The 14,452-nt window shown below is 54.7% G+C and carries 16 protein-coding genes and 2 tRNA genes; 5 read left to right on the top strand and 13 right to left on the bottom strand.

The window, feature by feature from the left end; all coding sequences use genetic code 11:
• Positions 1–14 precede the first annotated feature (14 nt).
• The gene (gene purU / locus HALO_RS11145) at positions 15–869 is read right to left on the bottom strand and encodes a formyltetrahydrofolate deformylase (RefSeq protein ID WP_035579631.1); all 855 of its coding nucleotides are present in this window, start codon (positions 867–869) and stop codon (positions 15–17) included.
• A 230-nt stretch (positions 870–1,099) separates the two neighbouring features.
• Here purU and HALO_RS11140 point away from each other — a divergent pair, with 230 nt between their 5' ends.
• Positions 1,100–2,710 carry a ribonuclease J gene (locus HALO_RS11140; RefSeq protein WP_050713430.1) on the top strand — a complete coding sequence of 537 codons (1,611 nt, stop codon included), beginning with the start codon at positions 1,100–1,102 and terminating at the stop codon, positions 2,708–2,710.
• A 25-nt stretch (positions 2,711–2,735) separates the two neighbouring features.
• Here the strand turns inward: HALO_RS11140 and moaE are convergent, their stop codons facing one another.
• From moaE to HALO_RS11090, 10 genes are all read right to left on the bottom strand, one after another.
• Positions 2,736–3,203 (bottom strand): molybdopterin synthase catalytic subunit MoaE, encoded by a 468-nt coding sequence (gene moaE, locus HALO_RS11135; protein ID WP_268746283.1) that lies wholly within the window; start codon positions 3,201–3,203, stop codon positions 2,736–2,738.
• 1 nt (position 3,204) lies between these two features.
• Positions 3,205–4,002, bottom strand: coding sequence for a cyclic pyranopterin monophosphate synthase MoaC (gene moaC, locus HALO_RS11130; protein WP_035579635.1), 798 nt, complete (start codon positions 4,000–4,002; stop codon positions 3,205–3,207).
• Positions 4,003–4,006: 4 nt separating this feature from the next.
• Positions 4,007–4,585 carry a molybdopterin-guanine dinucleotide biosynthesis protein B gene (gene mobB, locus HALO_RS11125; protein WP_035579637.1) on the bottom strand — a complete coding sequence of 193 codons (579 nt, stop codon included), beginning with the start codon at positions 4,583–4,585 and terminating at the stop codon, positions 4,007–4,009.
• Positions 4,586–4,669: 84 nt separating this feature from the next.
• Entirely contained in the window at positions 4,670–5,902 is a 1,233-nt protein-coding gene (locus tag HALO_RS11120; RefSeq protein ID WP_050713429.1) for a uracil-xanthine permease family protein, read from the bottom strand.
• Positions 5,903–5,989: 87 nt separating this feature from the next.
• The gene (gene upp, locus HALO_RS11115) at positions 5,990–6,619 is read right to left on the bottom strand and encodes a uracil phosphoribosyltransferase (protein WP_035579641.1); all 630 of its coding nucleotides are present in this window, start codon (positions 6,617–6,619) and stop codon (positions 5,990–5,992) included.
• 95 nt (positions 6,620–6,714) lie between these two features.
• Positions 6,715–7,398, bottom strand: coding sequence for a uracil-DNA glycosylase (gene ung, locus HALO_RS11110; protein WP_172821709.1), 684 nt, complete (start codon positions 7,396–7,398; stop codon positions 6,715–6,717).
• Between the two features lie 2 nt (positions 7,399–7,400).
• Positions 7,401–7,880 (bottom strand): xanthine phosphoribosyltransferase, encoded by a 480-nt coding sequence (gene gpt / locus HALO_RS11105; RefSeq protein ID WP_009286932.1) that lies wholly within the window; start codon positions 7,878–7,880, stop codon positions 7,401–7,403.
• A 6-nt stretch (positions 7,881–7,886) separates the two neighbouring features.
• Entirely contained in the window at positions 7,887–8,432 is a 546-nt protein-coding gene (locus HALO_RS11100; RefSeq protein WP_035579646.1) for an adenine phosphoribosyltransferase, read from the bottom strand.
• Between the two features lie 38 nt (positions 8,433–8,470).
• Positions 8,471–9,769: an NCS2 family permease gene (locus HALO_RS11095; RefSeq protein ID WP_035579648.1), complete on the bottom strand. Its 1,299-nt coding sequence runs from the start codon at positions 9,767–9,769 to the stop codon at positions 8,471–8,473.
• Positions 9,770–9,982: 213 nt separating this feature from the next.
• The gene (locus tag HALO_RS11090) at positions 9,983–10,630 is read right to left on the bottom strand and encodes a riboflavin synthase (RefSeq protein WP_035579651.1); all 648 of its coding nucleotides are present in this window, start codon (positions 10,628–10,630) and stop codon (positions 9,983–9,985) included.
• 316 nt (positions 10,631–10,946) lie between these two features.
• Here HALO_RS11090 and HALO_RS11085 point away from each other — a divergent pair, with 316 nt between their 5' ends.
• From HALO_RS11085 to HALO_RS11070, 4 genes are all read left to right on the top strand, one after another.
• Positions 10,947–11,990, top strand: a complete 1,044-nt coding sequence (locus HALO_RS11085) for a methionine ABC transporter ATP-binding protein (RefSeq protein ID WP_035579653.1) — start codon at positions 10,947–10,949, stop codon at positions 11,988–11,990.
• Positions 11,971–12,624, top strand: a complete 654-nt coding sequence (locus HALO_RS11080) for a methionine ABC transporter permease (protein WP_050713428.1) — start codon at positions 11,971–11,973, stop codon at positions 12,622–12,624. The genes HALO_RS11085 and HALO_RS11080 overlap by 20 nt, the downstream gene beginning before the upstream one ends.
• A 103-nt stretch (positions 12,625–12,727) precedes the next feature.
• Positions 12,728–13,519, top strand: a complete 792-nt coding sequence (locus HALO_RS11075) for a MetQ/NlpA family ABC transporter substrate-binding protein (protein ID WP_007114419.1) — start codon at positions 12,728–12,730, stop codon at positions 13,517–13,519.
• A 100-nt stretch (positions 13,520–13,619) separates the two neighbouring features.
• Entirely contained in the window at positions 13,620–14,105 is a 486-nt protein-coding gene (locus HALO_RS11070; protein WP_035579655.1) for a GAF domain-containing protein, read from the top strand.
• A gap of 55 nt (positions 14,106–14,160) precedes the next feature.
• Here the strand turns inward: HALO_RS11070 and HALO_RS11065 are convergent.
• Both HALO_RS11065 and HALO_RS11060 read right to left on the bottom strand, forming a co-directional pair.
• A tRNA-Val gene (locus tag HALO_RS11065) sits at positions 14,161–14,237 on the bottom strand.
• Positions 14,238–14,260: 23 nt separating this feature from the next.
• Positions 14,261–14,337: transfer RNA gene (locus HALO_RS11060), tRNA-Val, on the bottom strand.
• Positions 14,338–14,452: the final 115 nt, after the last annotated feature.

Genomic DNA, 14,452 nt, shown 5'->3' with positions numbered 1-14,452 from the left:
CAGGTTGATGAGGGTTAACTAAAGACCACTGTCTTATTGCCGTGGACCAGCACGCGATCCTCTAAGTGCCAGCGCAAACCGCGAGCAAGTACGGCTTTTTCAACGTCACGGCCAAAACGTACTAAGTCAGTGGGCGTATGGCAGTGGCTTACGCGATGAATATCCTGTTCGATGATGGGGCCTGCGTCGAGTTCCTCGGTCACGTAGTGGCAAGTAGCACCTATCAGCTTAACGCCCCGCTGGTATGCCTGGTGGTAGGGTTTTGCCCCGGCAAAGGAGGGCAAAAAGCTGTGATGAATATTGATCACTCGTCCCGCATAGCGCGCGCACAGCTCGGGGGGCAGTATTTGCATATAGCGCGCCAGCACCACGCAGTCAGCGCGAGCGCTATCGATTTCGGCCTGTACCTTGGCAAACGACGCTTGCTTATTTTCGGGGTCTACCGGGACGTGGTGGTAAGGAATGCCGTACCACTCGGTCAGCGAACGCATATCGTCATGGTTGGAGATAACACCGACAATATCGCAATCCAGCTCACCCGCCTGCCAGCGGTAAAGTAGATCGACCAAGCAGTGCGACTCCCGCGACACCATCAGCACCACACGCCGACGCAGCTGGGTATCCACCAGGGACCACTGCATATTGAATTCGCTGGCCACCGGCTCGAACGCCGCGCGCAGGGCTTCCACCGACATACCGACCGAATCCGCCAGAATTTCGTAGCGCATAAAAAAGCAGCCGGTTTCTAAATCGGAGTGCTGGCTGGCTTCGGTAATGGAGCCGCCCTGCTGGGCAATAAAGCTCGATACCCGTGCAACAATCCCCACCCGGTCAGGACAGGAAACCACTAAACGATAATAATGAGACATGTGAGCTACTCTTGACCTATTGCTAAGTTAATTATGACAAACCAGCGGCTTAGGTCGCATAGTGTATCGGAAGGGCATGGAAGATTGTTAGCCGCCCCTGCCTTCCCGTATAGTTAAGTCACTACTTTTTAGGTTTTTCATAACAGATGCATTCACCACGCGTTCAAATTCGTCCCCGTCGTCGTCCACCGCTGCGCATGTTGCCGCTGGGGGGATGCGGTGAGATTGGAATGAATCTAACGCTATACGGCTACGACGATCACTGGATAGCCGTCGATTGCGGCATGATGATCCGTCAGGATCTTCCCAACTCTCCACTGCAGGTACCCAATCTCGATACACCGAAAGCACTGGGGATCGTGCCCAAAGCGCTCTTTATCACCCACGGCCATGAAGACCACATTGGTGCAGCTGCCTGGCTTTGGCCGATGTGGAACTGCCCTATTTATGCCACCCCGCTAGCGGCTGGGCTGTTGCGACTGAAGTTTGCCGAGCATCAGCTTAGCAGCGCGGCCATCCATGTTATTGAACCTGGCGAGGCGCTGGAAAGCGGGCCGTTCACGCTGCGTTATTTGCTGTTAACGCACTCTATACCCGAAAGCTGTGCGTTGATCATGAGCGTCGGTGGCTACCGCGTCTTACATACCGGCGACTGGAAACTCGACCCTGAACCGATCATCGGCACGCCGATAAGCGCGACCCAATTCAAGGCGCTCGCCCCAGTGGATTTAGTGGTGGGCGACTCCACCAACGCTCCCATGCCCGGCCACTCAGGCAGCGAGGGTGATGTTGCCCGTGCGCTGGCAAAAACCCTCAGCAACTGCCAGGGCCGGGTGGTGGTCTCCTGCTTTGCGAGCAATCTTGCCCGGGTGTTAGCGATAGGACGCGCAGCCCATCAATGTGGCCGTCGTATCAGCTTGATGGGGCGTTCCATGGAGCGCATGGTCAGCGTCGCGCGGGGGCTCGGCTATATGGATGATTTACCGCCGCTGGTGCCCAATCACGACCTTGGCTACCTGCCCCCGGATGAAGTGGTGATTATCGCCACCGGCAGTCAGGGAGAGCCCCGCGCCGCGTTACAGCGCCTAGCCCAGGGCCGTCACCCCTATGTGGATCTTCAGCCAGGCGATAACGTCATCTTCTCGGCCAAAGCCATTCCCGGCAATGAGCGACCCATTGAGCAGCTTAAAAAGCGTTTGGCGCACCTAGGTGTCAGCATCTATGACGAGTTCAATCACCCTGAACTGCACGCCACAGGGCATCCTGCTCAGGATGAGCTGATCAAGCTCTATCAGTGGGTCAGGCCCAAGCATCTTATGCCGGTGCATGGCGAAGCACGCCATCAGCAGGCTCMCCAGGCCATTGCCAAGCAGCTAGGTATTAGCGCCCCATTGACGCCGGTAAACGGCGATCTGATCAGTTTTGATAGCCACGGATTGCACTGTGAAGCACGCTATCCGCAGCCACCCTGCATTGTCAGTCAAAACAGCGTCGTGCCCCACCCTGGCTTGGAGGTGAACGATGCCAATAAAGCCCGTCGCGGCAGCTTGTACCTAGCGCTACCAGTGACCGCGACTGACACTGGCTGGGCGCGCATTGGCCGCTTGATGCTGGATGCCTCAGGGGCCAGCCCGCTGGATGAAGATAGCTTTAGCGATTGGCTGGATGATCAGCTTGAGGAGATTGCCGCAGAGACGCTGGCCGACTTGCGACAGGCATTGCAGCCCCGCTTGGTTCACTGGCTGGCGGAGCATATGCAGCACCTACCCGACGTGCACCTACAAATCATGGCCGCCGAAATGCCAGATCCTATTATTCTGGACAACGCCGCCAATCGTTAGAAGAGTTGCTCGCGCTGGGCCAACATCAACGCCAACGCGCCGCATCTTGTTGATCAGAGTGGCGCTCTTTGACCCAGTACTCACCCTGGGTAGAGTGCTCTTTCTTCCAGAAAGGCGCCTGGGTTTTAAGGAAATCCATAATAAAATCGCAGGCTTCGAACGCCTCACGGCGGTGTGCACTAGCAACTAACACCCGCACAATCGGATCGCCCGGTTCCAGGTAGCCAACGCGATGAATAATCCGCACCGCCTGGAGCGACCAGCGCTGCCAGGCCTGTTCGCCAATATCTGTCAGCGTGCGCTCAGTCATGCCGGGGTAGTGCTCCAGCGTTAACCCCGTGACGTCAGGCGTTTCATTAAAATCACGCACTAAGCCGGTAAAACTCACCACCGCGCCAATATCGCTACGCCCCGCCAATGCATCGTCATAGCCGTAGGCCATCGAGAACGGGGCGGCTTGAATCGCCACCTTAATATCCAGCTTAATATCCACTCTAGCCCCCTGTGACCGGTGGGAAAAACGCTACTTCGTCATCATCGGTCACTAACGCATCGTCATTGGCCATGACTTGATTGATGGCACATAGCGTACGCTGGTCGGTGAGTTGCTTAAAGCGACTATCGCGCTCGGCCAGCGCTGCTTTCAATCCGCCAATATCACGGCTGGCCAATTGATCGAGACTCACTACTGCCTCACTCTCACCTAGCCGCTCGCGCAGTTCGGCTAAAAACTTAACCCGCACGCAGGGCGATGGGCAGCGTTCACCCAAGCTGACCTCTCCGGCCATGCCATCGCCTGTCACTATCGGCGCCTGCGCGTTTATGCGCTGGTAATCACCGCGCTGGCCACCCTGCTTACTATCAAGCTGAATGGCCTCAATACGCATATTTTTATCTACCGCTTTACACATATCGTAAAGCGTTAAACAAGCCACCGAGACGGCGGTAAGCGCCTCCATTTCAACCCCGGTGCGTCCATTCAAACGACACAGTGAGGTCACATGAACGCAGGATTCAGCTACATCAATATCAAACTCAACCGACACTTTTGATAGCGCCAGGGAGTGGCAGAGTGGAATCAGCTCATGGGTGCGTTTGGCCGCCTGAATACCGGCGATTCGCGCGGTAGCCAGCACATCGCCCTTGGGCAATTCACCGTCGCTAAGTAATTTCAGCGTTTCCGACTGCATCACAATACGCCCCGAAGCGACGGCTTCGCGGCGGGTTTCTTGTTTATCGCCAACATCCACCATATTGGCTTCGCCACGGGTATTGAGGTGGGTCAGATGCATGTTGTCACCGTTCCTTTTTTGAAGCCGAAGCACTTAAAAATATAGCGTCGTTTTTCGCGCTCACCCAACTGACTATCCAGCGCGCTATTGCATCTCTATCGTCTAAATTTAACCGGATCACCGCAGTCGCTAAGTCGATGGGCGGTGGCGCGCTGAGCGCGGCTGCCTCAACCCAAGGCCCGGTTAAAATAGCCGGATCGCCAATGCCATCGCGGTAAAGCACCAGCTTGGGAATCGGCCAGGCTTTAAAACCTTCGACAATCACCAAGTCGGGATCGTGCGGTGCCATCATGGCAACTAACTGGGCTAAATCAGGCTCGTCCTGGTCAGGGGTTTCCTGCATCAGCGCAAAGCGCTGACGGGAAGCCACCAGTACCGGTGCGGCACCTGCGCTGCGCAGCTTATAGCTATCCTTGCCGGGCTGGTCGACATCAAACGAGTGGTGCGCATGCTTGATCACAGCGACTTTCAACCCATACTCAGCTAAGCGTGGCAGCAGCTTCTCTAACAGCGTCGTTTTACCGGTGCCGCTCCAAGCAGCAATCCCTAGAATAGGAAAGGGTGCGGTTAGTTCGTTTTCCATGCTGCCGACACTCCTAATGATCTATAAACGCACGTTACAAGTAATGCCATCCTTACGATGCATACGGCGTTACTGGCGGTTAGCTTACTCGCCCTCTTGCTCGCGAGGTAATACCCAGTTCAACGCAATACCCACCAAGGCGGCAAGACTAACGCCCTGCAGCGTAAACTGGCCACCGCCAAACTGCATGCCACCAATACCGAACACCAGTATCAGTGAGACCACCACTAAATTGCGGGGTGCCGTCAGCGACTGACCAGCGCGCACCAGAGTGTTCATACCAACCACCGCAATGGAGCCAAACAACAGCGTCATAATGCCGCCCATTACCGGGCCCGGAATGGTCTGCAGTAGCGCACCCAGCTTGGATACAAATGCCAGCACAATGGCAATAATCGCGGCAACAATCATATACTTGGGATTAAATGCCCGAGTGAGGGTCACCGCCCCGGTGACTTCCGAGTAAGTGGTATTCGGCGGCCCGCCGAATAGCGCGGCGACGCTGGTTGCCAMCCCGTCGCCTAACAGCGTGCGATGCAGGCCGGGCTTTTCCAGGTAGTTCTTGCGGGTCACCGAGCCAATCGCCACCATATCGCCAATGTGTTCTACCGCCGGGGCAATCGCGACCGGAATCATAAATAGAATGGCAGCCCAATGAAAACTCGGAGCAGTGAAACTTGGTATTGATAGCCACGCCGCCTCACGCACCGGCGTAAAGTCGACGACACCCATCACCAGCGCCAAACAATAGCCGGTGACAATGCCACCCATGATCGGCACCAAACGAAGCAGCCCGCGACCAAATACCGCCAGCACCAGCGTCACCAGCAAACTAGTCATCGAGAGGAAAATCGCCGCGCCATAGCCGATGTTGTCGCTGGTTTCACCGGTTGCCATGCTAACCGCCACCGGCGCCAGCGCCAGGCCAATCACCATAATCACCGGCCCCACTACCACAGCGGGCAGCAAGCGGTGCAGCCAGGCAGTGCCTTTTAAGCGCACAGCCTGAGAGATCGCCACATAAACCAGCCCCGCCGCCATCAGCCCGCCCATGGTAGCCGAAACCCCAAAGCTCGCGACAGAGCCTTGAATAGGCGCTATAAAGGCAAACGATGAGGCTAAAAACACCGGCACGCTCTGCTTGGTCACCCCATGAAATACCAAGGTTCCGACCCCAGCAGTGAACAGCGCAACGCTTGGGTCGAGTCCTGTCAAAAGCGGCACTAACACCAAGGCGCCAAACGCCACAAACAGCATTTGCGCGCCGGTTAAGATGATTTTCGGCCACGACTCAGCCTGACTGGCAGCTTCACGCATAACTGAATTCCTAGTGATTATTCGATTGTAGGTGTGCAAAAAAATGCCCCTGACGCTGGGCGTAAGGGGCAATGTCAGTAACGATGCTTAGCGTGTCCCGAAAATCTTATCACCAGCGTCACCCAATCCGGGGACGATATAGCCATTTTCGTCGAGTCGGTCATCGATTGAAGCAGTGTAAATTTCGATATCCGGGTAAGCATCCTGCACCCGTTTGATGCCTTCAGGGGCGGCGACTAACACTATCACCTTCATGCTTTCACAGCCGCGTTCACGCAGCATGTCCAGCGTTGCCACCATCGAGCCGCCCGTCGCCAACATGGGGTCAATCACGATCGCCATGCGCTCTTCGATATCGTTGGCAAACTTGGCAAAGTAAGGCACCGGCTGCAGCGTCTCTTCATCGCGGTAAAGCCCTACAACGCTTACCCGCGCACTCGGTATTAGATCCGTTACGCCCTCCAGCATGCCAAGCCCGGCACGCAGAATAGGAACGACGGTGACTTTTTTACCTTTTAATCGGCGCGTTGCAATTGGCTCACCGTTCCATCCCTGGATTTCATGATCTTCCAGTTCAAGACCTTTGGTTGCTTCATAGGTCAGCAGCTTGGCGACTTCACCTGCCAGTTCACGAAAGCTCTTAGTGCTCAGGTCAACTTCGCGCATCAGACCCAGCTTATGTTGTACAAGCGGATGGTTAATGGCGTAAACACTCATGGGACTTCCTCACTGCAGGGGATTCAGAATGGCAACCAAGGTTGCATCAGCTAGGCACAAAATTGCGCGTATTCTACCCGCAACCACTTACAAGGTTAAGGGGTTTCCGGCAATTGCCATTCGATAGGTGCTCGCCCTTGCGCTTGCAGAAATTGATTGGCTTGGGAAAAGTGCCGGGTACCAAAAAACCCCCGGTGTGCGGAGAGCGGAGAAGGATGCGGAGCTTCGAGTATTAAGTGGCGCCCCTGGTCGATTAACGCTTTCTTCTGGCGCGCATGACTTCCCCATAACAGAAACACACACGGCGGCGCATGCTGGCTGACCGTTTCAATCGCGCGATCGGTGAACGGCTCCCACCCTTTACCGCGATGCGACGCCGCATTGCCCTGCTCCACGGTCAGCGAGGTGTTTAACAACAGCACGCCCTGCTTGGCCCATGCTTCCAGATGGCCGTGGCGCACGGGGGTAAAACCGACATCGGTGGCCAACTCTTTGTAGATATTGACCAGCGACGGCGGCACGGGTACACCGGGCTGCACGGAAAAGCATAACCCATGGGCCTGATTCGGCCCGTGATAGGGATCCTGGCCTAAAATAACCACCTTCACTTCATTCAACGGGGTCAGTTCAAAGGCACGAAACCACTGCGTTGAGTGGGGATATATGATCTTCTTCGCGGCCTTTTGCTGCGCCAAAAAATCTTTTAGCGCCAGCATATAGTCAGCCTGAAACTCATTACCCAGCCACTGATTCCAATCGTCGGGAAGTGGATTGGCCATCATTACCTCTTCATTTGATCGACAAGCGGCTCAACGTACGCAACGCCCATATCCCAGGGGAATTGAATCCAGCACTGCTGAGCCACTTCGGTCAGATATTGATCCACCAAAGGACGTCCATCCGGCTTGGCGTAGATAGTCACAAAGTGAGCTTTAGGCAGCATTTTACGTACTGCCCGCGCCGTTTTACCGGTATCCACCAAGTCATCGACCAGCAACCAACCTTCGCCGTCATGATCGACGCCTTTCATGATATCCAGGCCGCCTTGATCCATATGGTCATAGCTCTTAATACACACGGTATCGATCAACCGAATATTAAGCTCGCGAGCAATCAGTGCAGCGGGAATTAAACCGCCGCGGGTAATCGCTACGATGCCTTTAAAATCACGCTCGATCATCTGATGACACAGGGTGCGCACATCCCGGTGCAACTGATCCCAGGAGACAGTGAAATGTTGGTGATAGCGATCGCTGCTCATGGGGAATTACTCGTCTTCGGTGAAAGAACAAACTGCGAATACGCTGTAACCGGCATCGCGAATTTTCTGTGAACCGCCAAGCTCAGGTAGATCGATAATGGTGGCCGTCTCGACCACCTGACCACCGCTGCGCTGAATCAGGTTGGCCGCTGCCAGCATGGTGCCACCGGTAGCGATCAAGTCATCCATCAGCAGGATACGGTCATCTTTCTGGAACGCATCGGAGTGCAGCTCCACTTCAGAATGACCGTACTCCAGCGTGTAGGTCTCGCTAATCGTCTTGAAGGGTAGCTTGCCCTTTTTGCGCACCGGGACAAAGCTGCAGCCCAACTCATAGGCGAGCGGCGCACCAATAATAAAACCACGCGCATCGATAGCCGCGATGGCATCCAGGTTCATCTCCTGATAGCGGTGAACGAAGCTATCGATCAGCTTGCGAAAGGCCGCACTGTTCTGCAGCAAGGGGGTAATATCGCGAAAATTCACGCCCTGTTCAGGCCAATCGGGAACCGTGCGAATAACCGACTTAATGTAGTCGCCGTAGATGCTCATCGCGTCTCTCATTGAGTAATAAAAAGGGTAATGATTAATCAAACCAAGAAAAGGTATCTAGCCGCAAACAGCAGTGACAAGATAATCACCGCCGGATTCAGGTCGCTAAAACGGCCTGACAGCGCCTTGATCGCCACATAGCTAATAAAGCCTAGCGCGATTCCTTCGGCAATTGAGAACGTCAGCGGCATCGCCAGCGCAGCAATCAGCACCGGCGCAGCATCGGTGGGGTCTTCCCAATTCGCGTGGGCCAAGCTACCCGCCATCAGTACAGCCACATACAGCAGCGCACCTGCGGTAGCGTAAGCCGGAATCGAACCCGCCAGCGGTGCAAAGAACAGGCTGACAAGGAACAACACACCCACCACCACCGCCGTTAAGCCAGTACGGCCACCCGACGCGATACCCGCAGTTGATTCAATATAGCTGGTCGTTGTGGAAGTACCCAAAGCGGCACCCGCCATTGACGCAGTACTGTCAGCCATCATGGCACGACCAATACGCGGTAGCTTGCCATCTTTGTCTAGCAGCTTGCCACGATGGGCAACACCCACCAGCGTGCCTGAAGTATCAAATAGATCAACAAACAGAAAGGCAAAGATCACGCTAAGCATCGCCACATCCAGCGCGCCCATTAAATCCATCGCCATAAAGGTAGGCGCAATGGAGGGTGGCATCGACATCAGGCCACCGTACTCGTTATGGCCAAGCACCATCGCGATCACGGTAATGCCTAAAATACCGATCATCACCGCACCAGTCACTCGCAGGTATGAGAGCGCGGTAATAACAAAGAACCCCAATAGCGCATAAATAGCTGGCGGCTGAGAAAGGTCACCCAGCGTCACGTAGGTAGCCTGGTTGGCAACCACAATGCCGGCGTTTTTCAACGCGATCATCGCCAGGAACAAACCGATACCGGCGGCGATACCTAGCCTAAGCGTCATGGGAATGGAGTTAATGATCCACTCGCGAATTTTAAAAATACTTAACAAGAAGAAGGTTAAACCGGAGAAGAAGACCGCCCCCAATGCGGCCTCCCAGGTATACCCCATGCCCAGCACAACGCCGTAGGTGAAAAAGGCGTTTAACCCCATGCCTGGCGCCTGGGCAATCGGGTAATTGGCCCAAAGTCCCATAACGAAACAGCCAATCGCTGCCGCTAGGCAAGTCGCCACGAACACCGCGCCGTAGTCCATACCCGCTTCGGAAAGGATGCTCGGGTTAACAAAGATGATATAGGCCATCGTCAGGAAAGTGGTGATCCCGGCGATAACTTCTGTCTTCACGTTGGTTTTTTGCTCGGAGAGCTTGAAATAGTTATCCAGAAGTTTCATGAAGTTTGTTGTCCTTAGCGCTAACGCCGCATGATATGTATGCGTTCGGGTGCTGAGAAAAGCCGCACATACTACCGAAACGCTCGCCCTGATGCGAGCGCCTTAGTATGGCGACCAATATTGACGGGGGCAGCCCCGCCAGTGAATACCAAGCAATCTTCAGGCCACAACCTAACCGATCGGTCAACCAGAAGCCAATAAAGCTGATTAACGTTACTGTTCCGCGTCTTGCTTAGTCCCGTTTTGCTTAGCAAGCACGCGCTCAACGGTTTCAACGATCACCTGAGTTTGTGGATCAATTTCGATGTTGACCTGATCCCCAGGTGCTCGCTCCTGAAGCGTGGTGCGCGACAGCGTCTCAGGGATTAAATTGACGCTAAACTCCACAGCTCCGCTCTCAGCGTAGCGCACATCACCAATGGTCAAGCTGATACCGTCTACCCCAATATAGCCCTTTTCAAACACGAATCGGCCCAGCCTTTCCGGCAGTGAAAACCACAGTCGACGGTTGTTAGGCGCCTCTTCGATGGCCACCACTTCTGCCATGGAAATGATGTGCCCCGACATCGAGTGTCCACCAATCTCATCACCAAAGCGCGCCGCGCGCTCTATATTGACGCATTGCCCAGGGGTAATTGCACCAAGATTAGTCAACCGCAGCGTTTCACGCATTAGATCAAAACTAACGCTATCGCCTTCTATCGCCGTTACCGTTAAGCAAACCCCGTTATGTGCCACCGACGCACCAATCTCAAGCCCTTTGCGCATAGAAGATGACAGCTCCACCACATGAACACGGAACTCTTCTAGCTCGCGCACTGCCACTACTTTAGCCACACCCTGCACAATGCCGGTAAACATAGCGCCTTGCTCCTTGAACTCGTAAAAATAATGGATGTAATCCGCCAGCTTACTACTGGTGCCTCATCTTTGTGCAGTCACCTCGCTTCTAATTGACATGCAAACCACCTATCTTTAGACTTTTGGCGCAAATGTAACGACGCCGATTTGTACCCATCTTGCGGGCGTCCACCAGGCCAGAAGCCTAGTGAAGTGCAGCTAAAAGGGTGTGTCCAGCGTTAATGGCCACCCACAAGGGTGGCTTTTTTTATTCCCACCCTACGCCTGCTCCTACTCTCCCGCACTTCGTCTTCGGCCTACCAGTAAGGCAGACGCTATGATTGAACTTAGCAACGTCAGTAAAACATATGGTAGCGGCACAAGCGCCGTCCATGCGCTTAAAGCAGCCAACCTCACTGTGCCTAAAGGCGCCATTCACGGCGTCATCGGCCTTTCTGGCGCAGGTAAGTCCACGTTGATTCGCTGCGTGAATTTGCTAGAACGCCCGACAAGCGGCAGCGTCACAGTAGATGGTCAAGAAATGACCCGCTTGAGCAACGCGGCCTTAAACCGGGCACGCCATCGTATTGGCATGATTTTTCAGCACTTCAACCTGCTCACTACACGCACGGTCTTCGATAACGTTGCACTCCCGCTTGAATTAATGGGGCAACAACGGAGTACCGTTCGAGAGCGCGTGGTTCCTCTGCTGGAAATGGTCGGCCTGGCAGACAAAGCCAATCAGTACCCTGCCCAGCTTTCCGGCGGCCAAAAGCAACGGGTTGCGATCGCCCGGGCGCTAGCCAGCAAACCGCAGGTACTGCTCTGTGATGAGGCAACTTCTGCGTTAGACCCACAAACCACCAGCTCCATACTAGAACTACTGCGCGATATTAATCACCAACTGGGCATTACCATCCTGCTGATCACCCATGAGATGGAAGTGGTCAAATCGATTTGCCAACGGGTGAGCCTGATTTCGGACGGCGAATTGGTGGAGGACTCAGAAGTCGGCGACTTCTTTACCGCCCCGCGTACCCAGCTTGGTCGTGAGTTTCTTAACGACTTCCTCCAGCTAACACCGCCCAAAGAGCTGATTGAGAGACTCCTTGATGCCCCAGGCGAAAACACCCACCCTGTGGTACGCCTAACCTTCTCGGGCGACGCGGTCTCGACCCCGTTGATTTCGCGCCTAGCTCGCGAATGCGGCGTCGATGTCAGCATTCTGCAAGCAAAAGTAGAGTCCATTCAGGAGCGCACCCTGGGCCTAATGATTGCGGAGCTGCTGGGCTCGCCGACGCAAACTCAGCAAGCCATGCACTATCTCGAATCTCATCAATTACAAGTGGAGGTACTCGGCCATGTCCAGCGCAATGATTGATTTAATTTTACAGGCCACGCTGGATACCCTTTATATGGTGGCCGTTTCAGGGCTGATTTCTACCCTCGTCGGCCTCCCTCTCGGGGTAATGCTTTACGTTACGCGTCCCCGGCAAATATTGGCGAAGCCGGTTCTTAATCAGGTGCTGAGCATTATTACCAACGTTGGCCGCTCCATCCCGTTTATTATTTTGATGGTGGCGATTATTCCCTTTACCCGCATGCTGGTGGGCMCCTCGATTGGTATTAATGCTGCGTCGGTACCGCTGACGATTGCCGCTATTCCGTTTGTCGCTCGGTTGGTAGAGGCGGCGCTTAATGAAATCTCACCGGGATTAATCGAAGCCGCCCAAGCCATGGGCGCAACGCCCTGGCAAATTATTCGCAAAGTGCTGATCCCAGAGGCTCGCGGCGGGATCATGACAGGCTTAACCATTACCGTAGTGACGCTGGTCAGCTACTCTGCCATGGCAGGCGCAGTGGGCGGCGGCGGCCTCGGCGACTTGGGCATTCGCTATGGTTACAACCGCTTCAACCCTACCATTATGCTGATTACGGTGGTGATCTTGGTCATCATGGTGCAGGGCTTTCAGAGCCTGGGCGACTACTTGGTACGCAAAAGTGACCGCAAGTGACATTGCGTTCATCAATCATCCCTTATAACAAAAATGCATTAGACAGCAGTTTTTTATTGCCGCATCATTGCATCATTAAGCACAACGCCACTGGAGAGTTCTTATGCAAAAACTAATTATTGGTAGCCTTACCGCCCTGGCGCTTGCGGTTAACGTCGCCAATGCTGAAACGCGCAGCATCAAAATGGGCACCGTTGCGGGCCCTGAAACAGAAGTGATGGAAGTGGCAGCGCGCATTGCCAAAGAAGAGTACGACCTTGATGTGGAAATCATCGAGTTTACCGACTATGTCACTCCGAATGCCGCCCTGGCCGACGGCAGCTTAGATGCCAATGCCTATCAGCACGAGCCCTACTTACAGTCGATGGTCGATGACCGTGGCTATGACCTGGCCATCGCTGGCTATACGTTCGTTTACCCGATTGGCGCTTACTCAGAAAAATACGACAGCATTGATGACCTGCCTGACGGCGCACAAATCGCGCTGCCCAACGACCCTTCCAACGAAGGTCGCGCGCTGATTTTGATGCACAACGAAGGCCTGATCACCCTTAACGACCCAGAATTCCTTGAATCTACGCCTATCGATATCGCGGAAAACCCCCGCGACTTCCGTTTCCGTGAAATTGAAGCCGCCCAACTACCCCGCGTGCTGCCCGATGTGGACATGGCGTTCATCAACAACACCTTTGCACAGCCGGCCGGCTTAAGCCTGGATGACGCTTTGATCAAAGAGGGCCCCGAGTCCCCTTACGTCAACCTAATCGCAGTACGCGGCGGCGACGAAGAGCGTGAAGAGATTCGCCAGCTGGTCGACGCCTATCAGCGTGATGAAGTGATCGAGAAAGCCGAAGAACTGTTCAAAGGCGCAGCCGTTCCTGGCTGGATCGAGTAACACCAGAACTCGCCATCAATAGATAACAACAGGCCGGCACGCATAGGCAATCCCCTATGCAAAAGTGTCGGCCTGTTGCGTTAGTAGCCAAGGAAGCCAAATGCAAAACAGTATTGACTACCCCTTCCTCAATCGCCAGCTTGAAGCGCTGCTCGATACACGCGACTGGCTCACCAACAGCGCGCAAACCTGCGCCTTTATTCAGCAACAGCTTAGCGACCTTAACTGGGTAGGCTTTTATCTTCAGCGCCAGCCTGATGTATTAGGCCTAGGTCCATTTCAGGGGCAGCCCGCCTGCCATCCGATACCCTTTAGCAAAGGCGTATGCGGGGCGGCCGCTCGTCAACAAACCACCCAGCGAGTGGACGACGTGCATGCGGTCGCCGACCATATTGCCTGCGACGCCAACTCTCGCTCTGAACTGGTGGTTCCCATCGTGGTGGATGGCCGCCTGTGGGGCGTACTCGACCTGGATAGCCCGCTACATGCCCGCTTCAGCCAACAAGACCAAGCAGGCCTTGAAGCACTGGTAGCAACGTTTATGCGTCAAACTGATCTGCCCAATCTGATTGAACCCGCCACATAACACCCACGCAAAAACGCCCCAAGCAGCAAATGCCTGTGGCGTTTTTGATAAAAGCTGGTAGGACCAGGCGGATTTGAACCGCCGACCTCCACGATGTCAACGTGGCGCTCTAACCAACTGAGCTATGGTCCTGAAAAGAGGTGTTGGCGCTAGATTGGTAGAACCAGGCGGATTTGAACCGCCGACCTCCACGATGTCAACGTGGCGCTCTAACCAACTGAGCTATGGTTCTATTGGTCTATCTGGAGTGCGCTATTTTGACGGCGGCACGCCTTGCAACGGATGCATATCTTACGCTTTCATCACTGAATTGCAAGCTCTTTTCTTTTGCGCCCCTCCCTCTTCCA

The sequence above is a fragment of the Halomonas sp. R57-5 genome (genome assembly GCF_900070345.1).
GTDB classification, from domain to species: domain Bacteria; phylum Pseudomonadota; class Gammaproteobacteria; order Pseudomonadales; family Halomonadaceae; genus Vreelandella; species Vreelandella ventosae_B.
Note: the sequence above shows the minus strand (reverse complement) of the source record. Positions and strands in the feature narration are given on the sequence as shown.